Source organism: Acinetobacter sp. YH12152, assembly GCF_013418285.1.
Lineage (GTDB): Bacteria > Pseudomonadota > Gammaproteobacteria > Pseudomonadales > Moraxellaceae > Acinetobacter > Acinetobacter amyesii.
The window spans coordinates 21,949-41,015 of the sequence record NZ_VPCH01000026.1; the positions used below are offsets into that span (position 1 = coordinate 21,949).

At 41.4% G+C, this 19,067-nt stretch carries 20 protein-coding genes; 16 read left to right on the forward strand and 4 right to left on the reverse strand.

Features of this window, described 5'->3' with window-relative positions:
* The first annotated feature begins 90 nt into the window (after positions 1 to 90).
* The 4 genes from FTU83_RS09910 (at position 91) to FTU83_RS09925 (ending at position 4,670) form a co-directional block, all read left to right on the forward strand.
* Positions 91 to 1,482 (forward strand): C13 family peptidase, encoded by a 1,392-nt coding sequence (locus tag FTU83_RS09910; protein ID WP_168378508.1) that lies wholly within the window; start codon positions 91 to 93, stop codon positions 1,480 to 1,482.
* A gap of 28 nt (positions 1,483 to 1,510) precedes the next feature.
* Positions 1,511 to 2,356, forward strand: coding sequence for an S-formylglutathione hydrolase (gene fghA / locus FTU83_RS09915; protein WP_180064976.1), 846 nt, complete (start codon positions 1,511 to 1,513; stop codon positions 2,354 to 2,356).
* Between the two features lie 131 nt (positions 2,357 to 2,487).
* Positions 2,488 to 3,594: a YjgN family protein gene (locus tag FTU83_RS09920; RefSeq protein ID WP_180106331.1), complete on the forward strand. Its 1,107-nt coding sequence runs from the start codon at positions 2,488 to 2,490 to the stop codon at positions 3,592 to 3,594.
* Between the two features lie 14 nt (positions 3,595 to 3,608).
* Positions 3,609 to 4,670: a M48 family metallopeptidase gene (locus FTU83_RS09925; protein ID WP_180078283.1), complete on the forward strand. Its 1,062-nt coding sequence runs from the start codon at positions 3,609 to 3,611 to the stop codon at positions 4,668 to 4,670.
* 31 nt (positions 4,671 to 4,701) lie between these two features.
* Here the strand turns inward: FTU83_RS09925 and FTU83_RS09930 are convergent, their stop codons facing one another.
* Entirely contained in the window at positions 4,702 to 4,998 is a 297-nt protein-coding gene (locus FTU83_RS09930; protein WP_168378512.1) for a DUF2218 domain-containing protein, read from the reverse strand.
* Between the two features lie 605 nt (positions 4,999 to 5,603).
* Between FTU83_RS09930 and rpe the strand changes: the two genes are divergently transcribed.
* The 9 genes from rpe to FTU83_RS09975 all read left to right on the forward strand — a co-directional run bounded on the left by rpe (position 5,604) and on the right by FTU83_RS09975 (position 13,068).
* On the forward strand, positions 5,604 to 6,290 hold the full coding sequence (rpe, locus tag FTU83_RS09935; RefSeq protein WP_168378513.1) for a ribulose-phosphate 3-epimerase: 687 nt from the start codon (positions 5,604 to 5,606) through the stop codon (positions 6,288 to 6,290).
* Positions 6,291 to 6,904: 614 nt separating this feature from the next.
* Complete coding sequence (locus FTU83_RS09940; protein WP_180106332.1) at positions 6,905 to 7,423, forward strand: hypothetical protein; 519 nt, start codon at positions 6,905 to 6,907, stop codon at positions 7,421 to 7,423.
* Between the two features lie 46 nt (positions 7,424 to 7,469).
* Positions 7,470 to 9,458, forward strand: a complete 1,989-nt coding sequence (locus FTU83_RS09945; protein WP_180106337.1) for a multicopper oxidase domain-containing protein — start codon at positions 7,470 to 7,472, stop codon at positions 9,456 to 9,458.
* Positions 9,445 to 10,434, forward strand: a complete 990-nt coding sequence (locus tag FTU83_RS09950; RefSeq protein WP_180106339.1) for a copper resistance protein B — start codon at positions 9,445 to 9,447, stop codon at positions 10,432 to 10,434. The genes FTU83_RS09945 and FTU83_RS09950 overlap by 14 nt, the downstream gene beginning before the upstream one ends.
* Positions 10,435 to 10,734: 300 nt before the next feature.
* Positions 10,735 to 11,052, forward strand: a complete 318-nt coding sequence (locus tag FTU83_RS09955) for a multidrug efflux SMR transporter (RefSeq protein ID WP_078191168.1) — start codon at positions 10,735 to 10,737, stop codon at positions 11,050 to 11,052.
* A gap of 54 nt (positions 11,053 to 11,106) precedes the next feature.
* The gene (sugE, locus tag FTU83_RS09960) at positions 11,107 to 11,424 is read left to right on the forward strand and encodes a quaternary ammonium compound efflux SMR transporter SugE (RefSeq protein WP_180106341.1); all 318 of its coding nucleotides are present in this window, start codon (positions 11,107 to 11,109) and stop codon (positions 11,422 to 11,424) included.
* Between the two features lie 37 nt (positions 11,425 to 11,461).
* Positions 11,462 to 11,944 carry a methylated-DNA--[protein]-cysteine S-methyltransferase gene (locus tag FTU83_RS09965; RefSeq protein WP_180005010.1) on the forward strand — a complete coding sequence of 161 codons (483 nt, stop codon included), beginning with the start codon at positions 11,462 to 11,464 and terminating at the stop codon, positions 11,942 to 11,944.
* 39 nt (positions 11,945 to 11,983) lie between these two features.
* Positions 11,984 to 12,637: a nuclease-related domain-containing protein gene (locus FTU83_RS09970; RefSeq protein ID WP_180106343.1), complete on the forward strand. Its 654-nt coding sequence runs from the start codon at positions 11,984 to 11,986 to the stop codon at positions 12,635 to 12,637.
* Positions 12,638 to 12,699: 62 nt separating this feature from the next.
* Positions 12,700 to 13,068: an SseB family protein gene (locus tag FTU83_RS09975; protein ID WP_180048992.1), complete on the forward strand. Its 369-nt coding sequence runs from the start codon at positions 12,700 to 12,702 to the stop codon at positions 13,066 to 13,068.
* Between the two features lie 92 nt (positions 13,069 to 13,160).
* Here the strand turns inward: FTU83_RS09975 and FTU83_RS09980 are convergent, their stop codons facing one another.
* Positions 13,161 to 14,093, reverse strand: coding sequence for a tRNA-dihydrouridine synthase (locus FTU83_RS09980; RefSeq protein ID WP_180106345.1), 933 nt, complete (start codon positions 14,091 to 14,093; stop codon positions 13,161 to 13,163).
* A gap of 449 nt (positions 14,094 to 14,542) precedes the next feature.
* Here FTU83_RS09980 and FTU83_RS09985 point away from each other — a divergent pair, with 449 nt between their 5' ends.
* The gene (locus FTU83_RS09985; protein WP_067761877.1) at positions 14,543 to 14,752 is read left to right on the forward strand and encodes a cold-shock protein; all 210 of its coding nucleotides are present in this window, start codon (positions 14,543 to 14,545) and stop codon (positions 14,750 to 14,752) included.
* Between the two features lie 150 nt (positions 14,753 to 14,902).
* Here FTU83_RS09985 and FTU83_RS09990 read toward each other — a convergent pair whose 3' ends face one another.
* Complete coding sequence (locus FTU83_RS09990; RefSeq protein WP_078191164.1) at positions 14,903 to 15,712, reverse strand: inner membrane protein YpjD; 810 nt, start codon at positions 15,710 to 15,712, stop codon at positions 14,903 to 14,905.
* A gap of 138 nt (positions 15,713 to 15,850) precedes the next feature.
* On the opposite strand from FTU83_RS09990, the gene ffh reads away from it, so the two are divergent.
* On the forward strand, positions 15,851 to 17,254 hold the full coding sequence (ffh, locus tag FTU83_RS09995; protein ID WP_078191163.1) for a signal recognition particle protein: 1,404 nt from the start codon (positions 15,851 to 15,853) through the stop codon (positions 17,252 to 17,254).
* Between the two features lie 283 nt (positions 17,255 to 17,537).
* Positions 17,538 to 18,131, forward strand: coding sequence for an alpha/beta hydrolase (locus tag FTU83_RS10000; protein ID WP_180106352.1), 594 nt, complete (start codon positions 17,538 to 17,540; stop codon positions 18,129 to 18,131).
* Positions 18,132 to 18,274: 143 nt separating this feature from the next.
* Here FTU83_RS10000 and FTU83_RS10005 read toward each other — a convergent pair whose 3' ends face one another.
* Positions 18,275 to 18,952, reverse strand: coding sequence for a hypothetical protein (locus FTU83_RS10005; RefSeq protein WP_168378522.1), 678 nt, complete (start codon positions 18,950 to 18,952; stop codon positions 18,275 to 18,277).
* Between the last annotated feature and the right edge of the window lie 115 nt (positions 18,953 to 19,067).

Genomic DNA, 19,067 nt, shown 5'->3' on the forward strand with positions numbered 1-19,067 from the left:
TATATAGTTAAAAAATAGCATTGCTAAAAACGACATCAGGCATAAAATTATTTGTGCAATTAAGCGAGCCAAGGCCACCATCAGAACTCTATGATTGATTTCAAACCCTCCATCAATTTTTGGCATGATTTTAAAAGCAACCAAACTGCGGGGATGTGGTTATTTTTGGGGTCTCGTCGTTCTTTACAAATCGTTCGACCATCGATTTTACAATTGGTGTTTTGGGGGATTTTAGGTGGTTGTGCCAACAGTTTATTTAGTTGGCTCAGCACGGGGCGTATTGGCGAATTTAATGCCCAAGGTCTCATTAGCTACGCATTGTGGCCATTTATTGCTTTAATCGTGGGGATTTTCCTGTCACAACGTGTGAATAATCCACGGTTAATGTTGGTCCCAGCATTGCTTTGGTTGGTGCTTGATACGCACATCATGTTGTTTCAATGTTTGATTCAATATTTGGGAGATCTCGATTTTCTTCCATACTTCTTGTACGACTACATTCCAACGTTATTCATTATTCTATTTGTTTGGCAAAGTCTGGCTGTCGTTTGGGTATTTTCACGTGAGCTGAAATGGCCATGGTGGGAGCGAGCACTGATTATGGGTGCGACGCTATTTACTTTGGTCGTGTGGCAAGTCTCAGTCAAAGATCAGCCGATTTGGAAAGTGGAAGAAGTTCCACCAAGCTTTGCTGAAGATGCCTTCTATGCACAAAGCCGTTTGCTCAATAAATCTTTAGACGCAGTGGAATATGGTGAATTTGCTCAATCCCATTGGTACTTCTTAGGGGTGGCGGGTGCGAGTTATCAAGATGTCTTTAAACTGGAAATTGAACGGATTAAAGAACAGTTTGATACACGTTTTGGCACCTATGGGCGTTCGGTTGAACTTATCAATAACCCTGCAACACGCACTGAAATTCCGCTGGCATCTAAAACCAGTATGGAGTTGGCGCTGCGTCGTATCGGTCAGCAGATGAACCGAGAAAGTGATGTCTTATTTTTATATATGACCTCACATGGTTTACCAAATGTCTTTGAAATGGAAAATGCACCTTTGGATTTGGCGCAAGTCGATCCTAAATGGTTAAAAGAAGCCTTGGATGCGTCCGGAATTCGTTGGCGTGTGATTGTGATTTCTTCATGTTATTCAGGAAGTTTTATTCCAGCACTACAAAATGATAATACTTTAATTATTACTGCATCGGCAGCTGATCGACAGTCTTTTGGCTGTTCGAATGAAGCTGAATACACCTATTTTGGCCGAGCGTTCTTTGATCAGGCGATGCGTGAGCAGACCAGTATTCAAGCGGCATTTAATGAAACCAAAGCGACTGTTGCGAAATGGGAAGCAGCGCAAGGTTTCGAACCTTCTGAACCGCAGTGGTCGATGGGGAAAAACATGGCATTAATGTTGCCTCAATTAGAACAACGATTGTTCCCGCCGACAACTACTGCACCGGCTACGACGGTTACGCCTTAAAAGATTAAAAAAGTTTAGGATAAAGATCATGGAATTAGTACAACGAAATACTTGTTTTGCTGGTGAGCAGCGCATTTATCAATTGGATTCTTCAAGTCTAAAGACCGCGACAAAGTTTGGTATTTTTCTGCCAGAAGTAGCCTTACAAGGCCAAGCGTGTCCTGCATTGTTTTATTTGGCGGGATTAACCTGTACTGAAGAAACCTTTGCCATTAAAGCGCATGCTCAGCGTTTAGCTGCGCAGCTTGGCCTGATTTTAATCAGCCCTGATACTTCTCCACGTGGGGAACAGGTAGCACAAGGTGATCATTGGGATATTGGGCAAGGCGCAGGCTTTTATATTAATGCAACGGAACAACCGTGGGCCGAGCATTATCAAATGGAACGTTTTCTTACTGAAGAATTGTATTCGCTGGTACAGGCTGAATTTCCGGTACAAAAAGGTGCGATTGGCATATTCGGACATAGTATGGGCGGTCATGGGGCATTAACTTTAGCGTTGAAGCATCCTGACCTGTTTAAATCGGTTTCTGCTTTTGCACCGATTTGTGCGCCGAGTCAGTGTCCATGGGGCGAAAAAGCCTTTAATCAATATCTAGGTTCAGACCGACAGCAGTGGCTTCAGCACGATGCTACAGCTTTAGTGAAATCTAAAGGGGCTTTGTTTAAAGCCATTTTGATTGACCAAGGTATTGATGATCAATTTTATAGCCAGTTAAATCCGATGTTGTTTAAGCAAGCGTGTGAGCAAGTTGGGCAGCCACTCGAAGTGCGTGAACATGCAGGCTATGATCATGGTTATTATTTTATTCAAAGTTTTATGGATGATCATTTGCAATTTCACGCTGTCCAATTGCAAACAGCGGTTCATTAATTCTAAAGCCAGTGTTTAAAAAATATTGAGGCACAGCTTGCTTTGATATACGTATAAATAAGGCATGGTGATGAGCATTGCCATGCAAATGAATAAATTCGACATACCAAAAAAAATAATTTAGGGTACTTATGCAAAATTCACAAATGGAAACGCCGCTTCCGCCAGAGCTGCCCGTAATGAATCCACCGAGTTTATTTGGTGAGACAGAACAGGCTGATATTTTGGGAAGAAATTATCATTTTAGGTTTAAAGGTAATGCGTCTGAATATTTCGGTATTTGGATTGTGAATATCTTACTGACGATTGTCACGCTTGGACTTTATGCGCCTTGGGCAAAGGTCCGCCGTTTACGTTATTTTTACGGTAATACTTGGGTGTTTCAGCGTCGTTTTGACTTTACCGGTTTGCCTACAAAAATTTTAGTTGGACGAATCATTGCGTTAGTGGTCTATGGTGGTTTCTCTTTTGCTATAAATTATTCTTGGGAAGCTTTCTTAGCGGGCTTTGTCCTGATCTTCTTTGCGGTTCCTTGGCTTATTCGATCTACGATTCGTTTCCGCGCCCGTAACAGTAAGTTTAGTAATAGCCGATTCTTTTTTTCAGGGACGAATAAAAGCGCATATTGGTGCTTTGTCAAATGTCTTGCGGTGGTTGTCTTTACCCTTGGTTTGTTTACACCAGTTGCGGTCTGGCTATATAAACGTGAATGTCTGAATCATTTGTATCTGGGTCAGTTAAAATTTAATCTGAATAATACTTGGGGCGATTATATGCGTGCCATGTATGTGCCTTTATTTCTGTTTATGGGCTTTGGTGCATTGCTGGCAGTGATCTTTGCGATATTGTTTGGTAGTTCAGATGGTTTAAATGACGCATCTTATGTCTTCATTATTTTTGGGATGTATTTGATTGGCTATATGTTTATTTGGCCACTCACAGCTGCACGTATTTTTATTACCACTTGGAATAACACCACGTTGAGTCGCAGTCAGTTTCATACGGACTGTAATCAATGGCGTTATGCATGGATTGTCTTGAGTAATTGGTTGGCTAAAGTGATTAGCCTCGGTTTACTGACACCATGGGCAGTTGTACGACTATATAAATATCAGACTGAATCTTTGCACTTAATGTTGGTCGATGATCCTGACCAATTACAAAATCAAATGCAGCAAGATCACAATGCAATTGCTGAAGAATTATCCGATATTTTTGACCTAGATATTTCCTTATAACGCAGGTGAATTACATGAAAACATCAGTAGTGAATGCAACCTATTATGATGGGAAAGTGTCAAAACCCTTTGTTGCTCAAATCAGTGCAGATGGGGAACATGCTGTGATTGTGCGTTATGGTCAAGACCTAGAACAAACGCAGCACTACACCTATCAAGATATGACGCTGATCGGTGCTTTAGGTGATATTCAGCCAGTGATTGAGTTAAAGGATGATGCTCGTTTAGAGTTTCATCAACCTTTGCCAGAGTGGTTTAATCTCGACGTAAAGTCGCGTTGGCATTCGATTTGGAAGTTAGAACGGTCACCTTCTCTAATCATTTTTAGTGTGATTTTCGTGGTGGCGTTTGCTTTTGTATTGATTAAATGGGGTATACCTGCGGCGTCGCATGTGGTGGCCAATCAACTTCCTGAGACAGCGTTAAAGAGTTGGGGGGATCAGGCGGAAAAATATATTATCGATATGACTGAACCCACAAAATTACCACAAGCACGCCAAGACAAGTTGAAGCAAGAATATCAACAATTGGTGGCTGAAAATCGACCTGCGAAGTTGTTATTTCGTGGTGGTGGTAGCATCGGTGCAAATGCATTGGCGATACCCAATAACACCATTATCGTGACAGATGAGTTGGTTAAATTAGCGAAAAATGATTATGAGTTAATTGGTGTACTTGCACATGAGCAGGGGCATTTAGTTCAACGCCATAGTTTGCAGCAAAGTTTGTCAGGTTTAGGCATCAGTATTATTTTGTTGATGATTACAGGGGATGGCTCAGATATTCTCACCAGTTTACCGGTAGCTGCGGTGGGTGCGAGCTACTCACGAGACTTTGAATCTGAAGCAGATTTATACGCCCTAAAACAACTTTCAAAACATCAAATTCCAACGGCACATTTTGCAAACTTCTTACAACGTATGGAAGATGAAGCTGACGGTGAAATAGCAAAAGAGAAAGGTGCAAAGGATGAAACTGCCAAAGATCAGAGATCTTGGACAGATTTCTTTGAGTCACATCCAGCGACGAAAGCCCGTATTGACGCAGTTAGAAATTATCAATCACATCAGCATTGAGTGAAAGGCTTTGACAATATGGCGACGTAGACTACGGTTCGCGTTGCCATGTTGCACTGAGTTCTTCTTGTCCCATACGGATCAAATGATCTAAAACCACATGTTCCAATTGATCTAGATTTGCACTTGGATCTTGGGCTGAAATTACTACATCTAAAAAAGCAGCTTGTGGTAAAAGATTGACCTCTGCAGAGGGTAGTTGAATCTTGAATGCAGTATTTTCTCCAATGAGCTGTTCATTGACTTCAAATTTATGTTTCCAATGATTGACTAGGCGTTTAGCAACACGCGCTGCTTGGGCGGTGGTGATGTGTGTTGAACTTTTCATAGATGCAATTTTATTGTTAAGTCGTCAGTCCTTTAACTTAGCAAAGTACATAGATGCCCGTTAAGTCTAAAAATGCAACGCTGTGTTTCTATCCCTGAGATCTTTATCCATATTAATCACTGATGTTACGCACGCAAAAAATAATTTTGCATTTTTAAAATGATATTTAAGTCAATTCGACTGAGTCTTACATCTAGGGCTTAAATAAAGGGATTAGCCTTCGGCTGGAGGTACTCTTACGAAACGATGATTCTCATTAGGCAAAATGAGAAGCGAAGCTTCGCAAGGAAACCATCTTGCAGAGCAATGCTCCTCACCGCAAAACTCGCTTTCTAGCGTCTATTTAATTAAAGTATTGCAAAAACATTTTTGATTAGAAGTCGTGCTGTCTCAAACAATTGCGGATGACGTTACCGCGTATCGTTCTTTTATTTGAATCAAATTTCGGTTCTGATGTTACTGCGTAATATCAGTTCATCCTAGGTTTCTTTATTATAGAGATCTCAATCATCGGCATCGAAAAAACGACTAAGGGCATGGGCAGCGAATAGGGGGACAATTTGCTATAATGCGTCAATCACTCCCTTTTCAAAGCTAGGTTTTTCATGTCCAAGCCATTCTTAATCGCACCTTCAATTTTGTCAGCAGACTTTGCGCGCTTAGGTGAAGAAGTTGAAAATGTTCTAGAAGCAGGTGCAGATGTTGTTCATTTCGATGTCATGGATAATCATTATGTACCGAACTTAACTTTTGGTGCGGGCGTTTGTAAGGCATTGAAAAAATACGGCATTAAAGCGCCAATTGATGTGCATCTAATGGTTTCACCGGTAGACCGTATGATTGGCGATTTCTTAGACGCTGGTGCAGATATCATCACTTTCCACCCCGAAGCAACTGACCATATTGACCGCTCTTTACAGTTAATCAAATCTGGTGGTGCGCAAGCGGGCTTGGTGTTTAACCCTGCGACACCTTTGCATTATTTAGACTACGTTTTAGATAAAGTTGACCAAGTCTTGTTGATGAGTGTGAACCCAGGTTTTGGCGGTCAAAAGTTCATTCCAATGACTTTAGAAAAGCTGCGTCAAGCACGAAAAATTATTGATGCTTCAGGCCGTGATATTCGCTTAGAAGTGGATGGTGGTGTTACCCCAGCCAATATCCGTGACATTGCTGAAGCTGGTGCAGATATGTTCGTTGCAGGTTCAGCGATTTTTGGTAAGCCTGATTATAAAGCTGTGATTGATGACATGCGTTCTGAATTGGCAAAAGTGCATGCTCAAGAGGCTTAAGCCTTTGGGTATAAGTTATTCATGGCTTGTGGATAACTTTATGGATAACCGTATGGATATCTGTGTAGATAAGTATATGGATAACTTGAATAAATTATAAACGATTGTGCATCAATGGTTTAATAATTAGACGTATTAAGTATAAAAAGGACTCAATTGAGTCCTTTTTATATGGGTCAAAGTATTTGAAATATTGTGTATTTATTAATCTGTGGTAAATAATTAATCAGTTTAAAAAATAACTTTTATGTTTTAACTGGACGATATACGCTGATTTTTATGACAGCGCAATAAATTTAAAACTGTTGTGAATAACTGCACAATTAATTATGCTGTTAGCAACTATTGAGATAAGCTGCGACTGGCAAAACACATCATCGATCGCACTAGCTCGTGCTATTAGATATTTCTGAATGTATCGTTCATGATGGATAAATCGGTCGAGCTGCATGTCATATTGATACAAATGTCATGTGATTGCATTTGAATCGTAAATAATATCTTCATGGTGTTTCATGCAGATTTCGGCTGAGCTGATCGCGTGATGTTTCTAAGGATGTGTTATTCGGGACATGTTGTCACAGTGCATCATTGGGTTGAATTAGGATACTAAATTGTTCAATTTTTTGCGTAAGCATCTTGGCTTTGCTTGGCTCATGGCGTTTGTCATGGGGTGGAGCAGCGTGGTCAGTGCACAGCAAAATTTTCAACATCAACAAATGATGACTGCGAATGCCCATCAGGCATCAGTTCATACAGCACATACTGATCCTTCGCATTTTAAAATGGCAAATTGCCATCAAAATCAGCGGCAAGCTGTTCCTGAGCATGCAGCACATCATAGCAAGCAGCCGACACCTGAAGTCATTTCAATGATGGATTGTCATCAATCTTTAGATGTGACATCTGCACTGCAAGATGGTCAGGCGCATCATTCAACGACACAAAGTACAGACTGTCGTCAGGACTGTACACTCGCACATTGCCAAATCAGTACCTCTTATGTCGATAGCGCCTTGGTCGCATTGCAGACCTTCCATGTGCATCACTATGCAGAACCTCCTCGTTTCATTTTTGCTGGACAGCATTTAAAAGGCTTTTGGCAAGAAATTCTAAGACCTCCGCAAGCTTAACCTGAGTATTAAATACGTTTTTTCGTTATTTTATAAAGGTTAAGTCATGTCTAATTTATCTAAATCATGCCTCGTGCTCGGGGTGTGTCTGCTGTCTCCAACGTGGGCGTTTGCAGCCATTAAAGAATATCATCTGAATATTGATGAAAAGACCATCAATTTGACTGGTAAAGCGGTCAAGAAAATCAGCGTCAATGGTCAGTTTCCAGCACCTTTACTGGAGTTTGAAGAAGGCGATGATGCGGTCATCCATGTACATAATCAGCTCAAAAAACAAAATACCTCGGTGCATTGGCATGGTCTATTGCTGCCCGGCTTAATGGATGGTGTACCCGGCTTTAATGGTTTCAATGAAATACAGCCTGATGGTAGCTTTACTTATAAATTTAAAGTCCGTCAAAGCGGAACCTATTGGTATCACGCGCATTCCAAAGGTCAAGAACAAGACGGATTGTATGGCGCTTTGGTAATTTATCCGAAAGGTAAACAAGCACTTGCCGCACATGAACAGACACAACGTGATTATGTGGTCATGCTGTCGGATTTTCATGAATCATCTAGCGCTCAGATTATGGCAAATCTGAAAAAGTCTGCCGAATACTATCAAAATCAGCGTGAAACAGTTTCAGATGTATGGACGCAAATTCAACGAACAGGTTTAAAAAACACTTGGAAAGATCGTTCGATGTGGAATCAGATGCGAATGCTGAAAACGGATTTGTCTGATGTCACGGGTTATACGTTTTTAGTGAATGGCAAAACACCACAGCAGAACTGGACGGGGATGTTTAAGCCCAATGAAAAAGTCAGACTTCGTTTTGTAAATGCTGCGGCCATGTCGTTTTTTGATGTGCGCATTCCTCAGCTCAAAATGACGGTGGTCAGTGCAGACGGCCAAGCGGTCAAGCCGGTCGCTGTGGATGAATTCCGAATTGGTGCTGCGGAAACCTACGATGTGATCGTAGAGCCTAAATCTGCGCACTATCAGATAGAGGCTGAGTCGATCGATCGGACAGGATTTGCGATCGGTACATTACATGATGAAACTCAGCCTCAGCCTCAGCACACAGGCATTCACATGCCAAAAGCACGACCACGCGCTTTGCTGACCATGGAAGATATGGGGCATGGTTCAATGGCAGGTATGGATCATAGCAATATGGAGCATACGGCTACAGGTTCAACCCAAACTTCAGCAATCCAGCAAGCGAATGCTCATGAGTACAGCGCGCATACTGTCAATCCATCAAAGATTCAGACGAATCAAGCACATGACCATGCCGCTATGGGACATGACATGGACCATTCTCCAGTGACTGCGCATACTACTATGCAGCATCCAGATATGCATAAACAGAATATGTCTGATTCAGCGCATGCCAATATGGATCATAGTGTGATGGATCATTCATCTATGAACCACTCCTCAATAAACTCATCCATGAAACATGATATGCATACAGCGATGGAGCATGCACAGTCTAAAGAGGAGAAGCAGGCAGTTGAAAATTCAGCAACGGTTATGGGTTGGGCCAATGCATCAACACCTATGGGTGATAAGGCACTGCAATATAGTGATCTAAAAGCGTTAACCCCGCAGCCTGATACACGTGAACCGACGCAAGATTTGGTCATTCATTTGGGAGGAACGATGGAACGCTATATGTGGACCATGAATGGCAAAAAATTCAGTGAAGCTGAACCACTAAAGGTGAAATATGGTGAGCGAATTCGACTGAAATTTGTCAATGACAGCATGATGGCGCATCCGATGCACTTACATGGCATGTTCATGCAATTGGAAAATGGGCAAGTGTCTTCTGAAATGCCAAATAAACATACGGTGATTGTGCCGCCGGGGAAAACAGTGACGGCTCTGTTAACGGCCAATGAATTAGGGGAATGGGCGATTCATTGTCACTTGCTGTATCACATGTCTGCAGGGATGATGAATAAACTTGTGGTCGCAAATGTCGCAGAGAATACGAAAACGGCATCTGTACCGCAAAAGGAGGTGTCTCATGCGCATCATTAAACCATGCACATATACGGTTCTAAGTTTAGCTTTGGCATCGGTCACTCAAATGACCATGGCGCAAGATGCACATCACAGCATGCCGACGTCAGCTCAACATGAGTTGCATTCCTCACTTGATTCGTCGCATCAAGAGATGCAAACAGGGATTGAATCGAGCCAGATAGAACATGCAGAACATGCAGAACATGCAGAACATGCAGAACATGCAGAACATGCAGAACATGCAGAACATGCAGAACATGCAGAACATGCAGAACATGCAAATGCATCATCTATTGCGTCACGTACTACTTCTGCGCAGCATCCTGTTGATCATAAGCGTGAACATGGTGGACAGATTTATCAAGCGACTGAGATAGACAATCGATGGCTCTATAATGCCGATGGCCGAGGACGTTTAAAGACCGAAATTGACAGTCGAATCGGGACCGATGAAAATAAGCTCTTCATCAAACTACATGCCAATAAAGCAGAATCTCAAGACGCTGATTATGCGGCTCAATTGATGTATAGCCGTATGATCTCTGACTTTTGGGATGCGCAAATTGGTGCGCGTTATCGGGTCGATGAACATCAAGTGACGGATAAAGAACAGTTAGATGCTGTGGTGGGTCTGCATGGTCTGGCACCTTATTTCTTTGAAACCGATGCTTATCTATATTTTGGTGCAGATAAACAGGTCAGTTTTTCTTTAGAAACCGAACGTGATTTGCTGCTGACGCAAAAATTGATTTTAAAACCATATTTGAACCTAGATGTGGTGCTGAGTGATGACTCTGCTTATGCACAAAAAACAGGACTCAGTTCTGTATGGCTAGGGCTAGAAACACGCTATGAAATCAATAAAAAGTTAATGCCCTTTATCGATGTTGCTTACAGCTATGAAAAAGGAAGTCAGCATACGGCATGGCAAGCTGAAACTGGAAGTGAAAAGCAATGGTGGTATGGCGCAGGTCTTCGTCTGAAGTTCTAATAGAAAAATAGACCAAATAAAGAGGGCATCATCAACTGGTTTTGGTGGTGCCTTTTTTATCTCTGAATCTGTCCTTTGAAAAGATATGCTATGTTTTGGCGCAATTCATCTGCACAAGTTTTTTCCTTAACTGAATAACGCCCTGAATTTGGTCAAAAAATGTAAAGACTGCACTAAAATTCAGCATATTTGCTATACTGAGACAATATTCGGAGGAACGACCTCCCTTACATCTTTGTTCGAAGCCAGTAAGAAAAATCGTCAGGACGACCTGACTCTACTAATATGGAGGAAGGCATCATGGCCTGGGTTGTTCTAGTATTCGCTGGTATTTTTGAAATCGTTTGGGCCTATTCGATGAAGCTCTCAGAAGGCTTTACAAAACTTGGCCCAAGTTTAGTTACTTTATTTTTTATGATCCTGAGCTTTGGTTTATTGGCCTATGCCATGAAAACGTTGCCTCTGGGAACAGCTTATACCATTTGGACAGGAATCGGCGCGATTGGCTCATTCCTCGTGGGTATTTTTATACTCGGTGAGCCTGCAACTGCCATGCGGATGTTAGCCGCAGTACTGATCATTTCGGGTCTAATCTTGATGAAATTATCTTCAAGTTAATATGTTCTAAAGCACAGCGGTCATTGATCCCTGTGCTTTTTTTTGGGTAAAAATATGGCTGGGGTTTTATTAATTGTAGCGGGATTACTTGAGGTGGTTTGGGCCTATTGTATGAAAGTCTCTGAAGGCTTTAGCAAACTGACGCCAAGTATTTTGACCATTGTTTTCATGATCGCAAGTTTCGCTTTATTGTCTTATGCAATGAAATCCTTACCACTGGGTACAGCCTATACGGTGTGGACAGGGATTGGTGCAGTGGGTTCATTTATCCTCGGCATCGTTGTATTGGGTGAGCCTGCCAATGCCATGCGCATGCTAGCTGCGGTACTGATTATTTCAGGACTAGTCTTGATGAAATTATCGTCCTCCTGAATAATGAAGTGCTGCGATTTTGAGCTTGGAGTATGTCATGCAACTTTCTTATCAGTTTTTAGATTCGCCCGTTGGACAATTAAAACTTGTTGCACATGAAACCGCATTGGTGGCTGTCCTTTGGGAAAATGAAAACCCTAATCGTGTGCGATTGGCGGCTTTGGTTGAAGATCGGCAACACCCGATTTTGCTCAAAACTGCACAGCAATTAAATGAATATTTTGCAGGTAAAAGACAGCAATTTGACTTGCCGCTAGACTTTGAAGGTACCGAATTTCAGCAACAAGTTTGGCAAGCTTTACTGACAATTCCTTTTGGAGAAACTCGCAGTTATAAACAAATTGCAGAGCAGATAGGCAATGTCAAAGCCGTACGTGCTGTCGGTGCAGCCAATGGTAAAAATCCAATTTCAATTATTGCACCCTGTCATCGTGTCGTGGGCGCAAATGGAAAATTAGTGGGTTTTGCGGGTGGTTTAGAAAATAAAGAAATATTGTTAAAAATTGAGAAATTACAATAAAATATAAAATATACTTATTTAAAATAATGAATCAAAACAATGAATATTTCTCAAATCTTTGCACCCCTCATTTCGACGTTGTGGTGGCTAATTCCATTGTTACTGATTGTGGGGGCAATCAAAGCATTTAAACCTTATTTAAAGGGGAAAATGGGGGAGTTTGCTGTCGCCGTTCATGTCAAACTTTATTTGAAAGACCATTATATATTGTTAAATGATTTGACCTTACCAGATGGCGAAGGAGCTACAACTCAAATTGATCATCTTCTTTTAAGCCCATTTGGTGTGTTTGTGATTGAAACTAAAAACTATAAGGGCTGGATTTTTGGGAGCGAGAGACAAAAACAATGGACGCAAAAGATTTATAAAAAAAGTTTTAAATTTCAAAATCCAATTCACCAAAATTATAAACATATGAAAGTGTTAGAACAGGTGTTGAGCGATATTGTGGATAAAGACAATATGCATTCTGTGATTGTTTTTATGCCTGAAGCAGTGTTTAAAACAAAGATGCCGTCGAATGTATTTCGGGGTACAGCTTGGGTGGACTATGTTCAAACCTTTCAGCAACCCGTGGTCTCTGAAATGAAACTTAAACGAATACAGTTGCGTTTAGAAAAAGAAATTTTAGAAAAATCGTGGAAAACAAATCGACAGCACGTTGAAGAATTAAATCAACGGCATAATTCATAAACTTCCTGTATGCTGTGGATTGTGAACAGTATCTGACTGATAAAAATAGACGGACAATAACAATGAACGACACGCTTCAACATCTTTATGAATCGACTTTAGATCATCCTGAGCAATACCAAGACTTTTATCAGCAACTTTTAGCCAGCCAAGTGTATTGTCTGGGTGAGCGTGATGCTGAGCAGCATTTACATTTTCAATTGATGGAAAAGGAGCAGGGCGAGCAAGCCATTCCATTCTTTCTGAGTCTTGCGATGCTTCAACAGGATGTTGGCGCAGACGCAGAATTTGTCATGATCAGTGCTGAAAAATTGTTTGCCATTACCAAAGGCGCAAGCTTGGTGATGAACCCGACTTCGGAACATCCGAAAGAGTTTTTGGCAGATGAGATCGATGCAATTTTAGAGTTTGCCAAACAACAAAGCCTTTGAACACTGTAGGTGTAATCAAAGGCTCTGCGGCTACGCTGAGATAGCTGTTTTCACACTTTTTCGTTTTCATATTGGGCGATGTGCTTTAAAACTTACATACCGGCTTTGAGTTTTTGCACGATTTCATCAAGTGGTTTGACACGTTTTACTTCATCCCAAAGGACTTTGGCTTCTGGATAGTGCTTCGACATCATGCCGAGCCATTGTTTATAACGACCGACCATATTCATTTCTTTTTTATACGAACCGTTTAAGAAACGAATTTGTAAGCCAAGCAGTTCATGCCATGTAATCAGCGGCTCATCGGTATTACGACGAATACACTGTGTAATGTCAGGGGTGGTCACCGCAGCACGACCAATCATCAGGTCTTCACAACCAGATTCGAGTTGGCATTGTTTGGCATCGGCATTGTTCCAAATTTCACCGTTGGCAATCACGTTAATTTTCAATGCTTCACGAATGGGTTGCAACTGATCCCAAAAGGCAGGCGGGGTATAACCATCGGCTTTGGTTCGCGCATGGACTGTAACCCATGCGGCACCCGCATCTTCGATGGCATGCGCATTTTCCATGGTGAAGTTATGATCCATATAACCCAAACGCATTTTTGCCGATACAGGAATATGACTCGGAACAGCATCACGCACAGCTTTGACTAACTCATACACCACTTCAGGTTCATCTAGCAGAACTGAACCACCACGGTGGCGATTGACGGTTTTTGCAGGACAACCAAAGTTCATATCAATCGCAGGTGCACCAAGTTCTACTGCGCGTACAGCATTTGCCGCGAGCATGGTCGGATTGTTACCTAAGAACTGCACATGAACCGGTGTTCCTGCTGCAGTTTTGCCGTCATTGTTCAGTTCGGGACAATAACTATGATAAATATGGTCGGGCAGGACAGAGTCCGTGACACGGATAAACTCGGTTACACACCAGTCAAAACTCCCAACATGCGTCAACACATCTCGCATAATTGGGTCGGTTAAGCCTTCCATCGGCGCAAGAACAAGTTTCACGGTCACACAGCCAAAAATTGAAAAACGGAGTTATACGTGGTTTTGAAAGGGATGTCTAGGTTTTGTGCTTCTGGTGATGCGGAATACGAAATCACAAGATTTTATGTAATTATTTGGTGAAATTAGGACCAAAGTCGTAAAGTCTTGACTGACATAAAACTTAAACAATAAAATGAGTAAATACAGATGGATAGTAATAATAAGAAGATGGCTTTTACTGTTGTTTTTTAATGGAATCAACAACATATACTGTGCTTGAATCTTTTAAGATTTCATGTATGATGGCTGCAACTAGAAAAAAAGTATTGTTTCGTAAATTTTCTTTAAGTATCGCAGTGTTAGTCATAATCCTTCGTTTTTTACAGAAATGAAGTTCAATTCTTTATTATTTTCCAAGTTATAGTCAGTCATCATCCAATGGCTAAATCAACAAATTAATAGGTATTATTATGTCTAATACAGTTACTGGTACAGTTAAATGGTTCAACGAAACTAAAGGTTTCGGTTTTATTGCACAAGACAACGGTCCTGACGTTTTTGCTCACTTCAGCGAAATCACTGGTTCTGGCTTCAAAACTTTGCAAGAAGGCCAAAAGGTTTCTTTCAGCATCGCTCAAGGTCAAAAAGGCCCGAATGCTGTAAACATCGTTGCTCTATAATTTAGACGTAATGAAAAAAAAGCGCTGTATAGCGCTTTTTTTATGCCTGTTATTTCTGTGTGAATAATCAAGCTATAAAAAAGAGAGCCTTAGCTCCCTTCGTAATAAAACTTACTTCTTAATAAAACTTAAAATTGTTTCATCGTCGACTTAGCGGCCCAAAACCATTTCTAAAATAAACTTAGAACCAATAAAGCCAACTGCCAAGAGACAAAAACCAATAATGGTAAAGCGAATGGCTTTTTGACCACGCCAACCAAATCGATAGTGTCCAATGAGCAAAGCTCCATAGACGAACCATGAAATGATGCTAAAGGCAGTTTTATGCGCCAAATGCTGTGCAAAGAAGTTATCGATGGTGAAGAAACCAAACCCAAGTGCCACGGTCAGTAGTGCAAAACCAGCAATCAATAAATCAAATAGTAAAGATTCCATGGCTTGGAAGGATGGAAGCAGGCTCACCCATACACGTTTTTTCTGCTTGTTTTTCAGTTCACGGTCTTGTAAACGCAAAATAACCGCTTGAATAGTTGCCATCAGCAGGACGGCATACGCGGAAAGCGACAAAATAATATGGATGTCTAAACCCAGCGAATGTTGTTCTATAAATTGATTTTGTCGACTAAATGCAAAGCCTAAAATCAACCCTGTCGCTGCGACAGGAATGCCTAACAGGTTCATTGCCAGCACAGGTCGATAGGTACTAAATAACACACTGAGTAATAGCATGAGACCTGAAGTAAATGACATCAGGTTGAACACGTCATAGTTCACACCCATAGGCGTCAACATGTCGTTATATAAAACACCTGCATGCAATAACATGCCTAAACCAAGTACAACACCAATAAACCAATGGTTCGGCGCACGTTTAGACATTAAATGGCTGAATAAATACCAAAAAGACGTGGTATAAGCGATTAATGCTAGGATCGTGTAAACCAAGGGGAGACTGATCATGTCAAACCTTTTTCAGGATGTTGAATATTCATTTATATAAATTCTGCAAGAACTAAAGTATCCTATAGCATTCTATGCATAAATTTTCTATTTTAAGAAACAATTTTTTGCTCATGGCTATTTTAAGCGGATTTTGCAATGTTTGATACCTTAACAGAACGACTCACGCAGAGTTTAAGAAATGTTACTGGCTCAGGGCAGCTAACCGAAGACAATATTAAAGATACGTTACGCGAAGTACGTATGGCACTTCTTGAAGCCGATGTTGCGTTACCTGTAACTCGTGAATTCATCGCGAAAGTTAAGGAAGAAGCATTGGGCCAAGAAGTGATGACTCAGTTATCACCGGGGCAGGCTTTCGTCAAAATCGTTCATGACGAATTGACCAAAATGATGGGTGAGGCGAATGAAAGCCTAGACCTAGCGGCAAAACCACCAGTTGTTGTGCTTCTTGCAGGTTTGCAAGGTGCGGGTAAAACAACTACTGCGGCAAAACTTGCACGTTTCTTACAAGAACGTCAAAAGAAAAAAGTAGCAATGGTGTCTGCCGACGTTTATCGTCCAGCGGCGATTAAACAGCTACAAACAGTTGCTGGTGAAGTTGGCGCGATTTTCTTTGAATCAAGCGCAGACGAAAAACCAATTACCATCGCAAATCGTGCGATTGAGCAAGCAAAAATTCAATTTGCTGATGTCTTGATTGTCGATACAGCAGGTCGTTTACATGTAGACGACGAAATGATGGATGAAATTAAAGAGCTGCATGCAGCGATTAAGCCGACTGAAACATTGTTCGTGGTTGATGCCATGACTGGTCAGGATGCGGCGAATACGGCAAAAGCCTTTAATGATGCCTTGCCTTTGACGGGTGTGATCCTGACAAAAACGGATGGTGATGCACGTGGTGGTGCAGCACTTTCTGTTCGTGCCATTACTGGTAAGCCAATCAAATTCTTGGGTATGGGGGAAAAACTCGATGCCCTAGAGCCATTCCATCCTGAACGTATCGCACAGCGTATTTTGGGTATGGGTGACGTACTTTCTTTGGTCGAAGAAGTTGAACGTAAAATCGACAAAGAAAAAGCCGAAAAAATGGCGAAAAAACTGCAAAAAGGCGGTAGCTTCAACTTTGAAGATATGCTGATGCAGTTTGAACAAATGAACAAAATGGGCGGCATGATGGGCTTCCTGGATAAACTTCCAGGCATGAGCAACTCAGGGATTCAAGATGCGATTGCACAAGCAAATCCTGAAAAGCAAGTGAAGAAAATGGAAGCGATTATTCAATCGATGACCATTAAAGAACGTCGTAACCCAGACTTGATGAATCCAAGCCGTAAAAAACGTATTGCAGCAGGCTGTGGTATGGATGTTGCGGAAGTGAATAAACTCATCAAGCAACATGCGCAAATGGCGAAAATGATGAAGAAGTTTGCCAACCCAACAGGTATGGCAAAAATGATGAAATCATTGGGCAATATGCAAAAACAATTTGGCGGCGGTGGCATGGGTCCATTGTTCGGCAGTAAAGATCCGAAGTAATTTGGACTTAAAAAAAGGCGCATTCAGCGCCTTTTTTTATGGCTGAAATTTAACGAGACTGTACGCTCAAGCAAAGTGATCGAGTGCATTTGATAGCAAGTACTGGATGAGGGAATCTTGCTATACCAGCAGATAGATACCGAACTGAGCTAAATCATTACAAAAAGATGCCAAATTGACATTGAGAGCGTGTAGGTGGCAGGTTTAAAACAGAGGTGAAAATTTGCCGAACTGCAAATTGAAAGCTTCACTAAAAATAATCACCTAGAATAAGAATCAAATCATGAATACACCGCATACGCCAGAAAGCCAAAAGATCTATATTGTTCATGGTCATGATACTTCGCCGAATGATCATTGGTTTCCTTGGTTAGGACGAAAGCTGCAAGAAGCAGGACATTATTCTCGACGCATCGTTATGGCAAATGCAGCACAACCTGATTTTGACCATTGGCAGAAATTTCTAGCGTTGCAAATGCCTGATTTGGATGAAAATACCATCGTGATTGCACATGGTTTGGGGTGCTTAACCACGCTGCATTATCTCAATCAATATTTTGAACAGCATAGCACACGGATTAAAGCGGGCGTTTTTGTGTCAGGTTTTAAAAGTAGTTTACCGACACAGCCTGAATTAACCGCATTTATTCAACGTGCAAAAATGGATAGCGGTGTTTTACAGACCTATATGCCGATTTGTATCAGTCTGATTTCATCCAATGATCCAATCGTGCCGCCACCGGTTGCGATTCAATTGGGCAATTTTATAAATGCACAAATTTATGAAGTGAAAGAAGCAGGGCATTTCACAGCAAAAGATGGCTTTTCTGAGATTCCACAACTGTGGCACGTGTTAGAGCCGATTTTAACGGCTTAGATAGGTTTTGTGCGCGTGTTTAATAGATCGCGTGTTTTGTAGATAAGGTAATAGTGAAAACTAAAATTGATCATGCAATAGGTGCAATTGAAGATAAAAAAAGGCGCAATCTGCGCCTTTTGTTTGTTCGATTTGTTGATAGATCAGTCGAGTTCTAAAGCAACACGTTCACGAATGTCGTCAATGTTGTCATTGGCTTCGCGACCATCTTCCTGCCATGCTTTATAAGCACCAACATATTCACCATCGGTATCGACGACATATTCAGCCGCAATTTTTCCTGAGGCATACCATAAGCGATAGGCATCATTGCCATTTTCATCGACTTTATACGCTGCGCCACGTTGTCCTGTTGGATAAAACTCTTCGCCGTGGATGCTCACGCCATCTTGGTTCACAAAGGTTGATTCTACTTTGCCGTTTTTGCGATAAAGCGTTACCGGACCTTCAATGTCACTGCCACTGAAACTAAATAGTTTCATCGGATCTTTAACCCAAGCAGGTGAGGATTGAGGGGTTTTGGTTTCTTGGTAAAAATCTTGGACTAAAAAATCACCTGTGGCATTACGACCTAAAAGTACACGGTAATAGCCGTCTTTGACTGGGGTCATGTAATAGCTTGAGTCAATATACGATACGCAGCCGCAGTAATCAGGATTATCTTCATCACCGAAATAACCCAAAACAGCTTCAGAGGTGCTGAGCTGTGATTTGATTTCGGCAGGGATTTTAGAGTTGGCTAGATTTTGTGTCGTGGTACAACCGCCGAAGAATAATGTAGAGGCGAGCAGGCTTAAACCCAGTAAATTTTTAAATTTCATATCTATACTCTTCGTCTTATATTCTATCTTGAAAGACATTTTTAAATTATAAAGTTGCTGATGTATCTGTCGATCATCGCAGGCTATTGTAATTCCTTGGACGAAAAAAGGTCAT

Coding starts and splice junctions, on each gene's coding strand:
- FTU83_RS09910 (WP_168378508.1), top strand. CDS start 91: ATGATTGATTTCAAACCCTCCATCAATTTTTGGCATGATTTTAAAAGC.
- fghA (WP_180064976.1), top strand. CDS start 1,511: ATGGAATTAGTACAACGAAATACTTGTTTTGCTGGTGAGCAGCGCATT.
- FTU83_RS09920 (WP_180106331.1), top strand. CDS start 2,488: ATGCAAAATTCACAAATGGAAACGCCGCTTCCGCCAGAGCTGCCCGTA.
- FTU83_RS09925 (WP_180078283.1), top strand. CDS start 3,609: ATGAAAACATCAGTAGTGAATGCAACCTATTATGATGGGAAAGTGTCA.
- FTU83_RS09930 (WP_168378512.1), bottom strand. CDS start 4,998: ATGAAAAGTTCAACACACATCACCACCGCCCAAGCAGCGCGTGTTGCT.
- rpe (WP_168378513.1), top strand. CDS start 5,604: ATGTCCAAGCCATTCTTAATCGCACCTTCAATTTTGTCAGCAGACTTT.
- FTU83_RS09945 (WP_180106337.1), top strand. CDS start 7,470: ATGTCTAATTTATCTAAATCATGCCTCGTGCTCGGGGTGTGTCTGCTG.
- FTU83_RS09950 (WP_180106339.1), top strand. CDS start 9,445: ATGCGCATCATTAAACCATGCACATATACGGTTCTAAGTTTAGCTTTG.
- FTU83_RS09955 (WP_078191168.1), top strand. CDS start 10,735: ATGGCCTGGGTTGTTCTAGTATTCGCTGGTATTTTTGAAATCGTTTGG.
- sugE (WP_180106341.1), top strand. CDS start 11,107: ATGGCTGGGGTTTTATTAATTGTAGCGGGATTACTTGAGGTGGTTTGG.
- FTU83_RS09965 (WP_180005010.1), top strand. CDS start 11,462: ATGCAACTTTCTTATCAGTTTTTAGATTCGCCCGTTGGACAATTAAAA.
- FTU83_RS09970 (WP_180106343.1), top strand. CDS start 11,984: ATGAATATTTCTCAAATCTTTGCACCCCTCATTTCGACGTTGTGGTGG.
- FTU83_RS09975 (WP_180048992.1), top strand. CDS start 12,700: ATGAACGACACGCTTCAACATCTTTATGAATCGACTTTAGATCATCCT.
- FTU83_RS09985 (WP_067761877.1), top strand. CDS start 14,543: ATGTCTAATACAGTTACTGGTACAGTTAAATGGTTCAACGAAACTAAA.
- FTU83_RS09990 (WP_078191164.1), bottom strand. CDS start 15,712: ATGATCAGTCTCCCCTTGGTTTACACGATCCTAGCATTAATCGCTTAT.
- ffh (WP_078191163.1), top strand. CDS start 15,851: ATGTTTGATACCTTAACAGAACGACTCACGCAGAGTTTAAGAAATGTT.
- FTU83_RS10000 (WP_180106352.1), top strand. CDS start 17,538: ATGAATACACCGCATACGCCAGAAAGCCAAAAGATCTATATTGTTCAT.
- FTU83_RS10005 (WP_168378522.1), bottom strand. CDS start 18,952: ATGAAATTTAAAAATTTACTGGGTTTAAGCCTGCTCGCCTCTACATTA.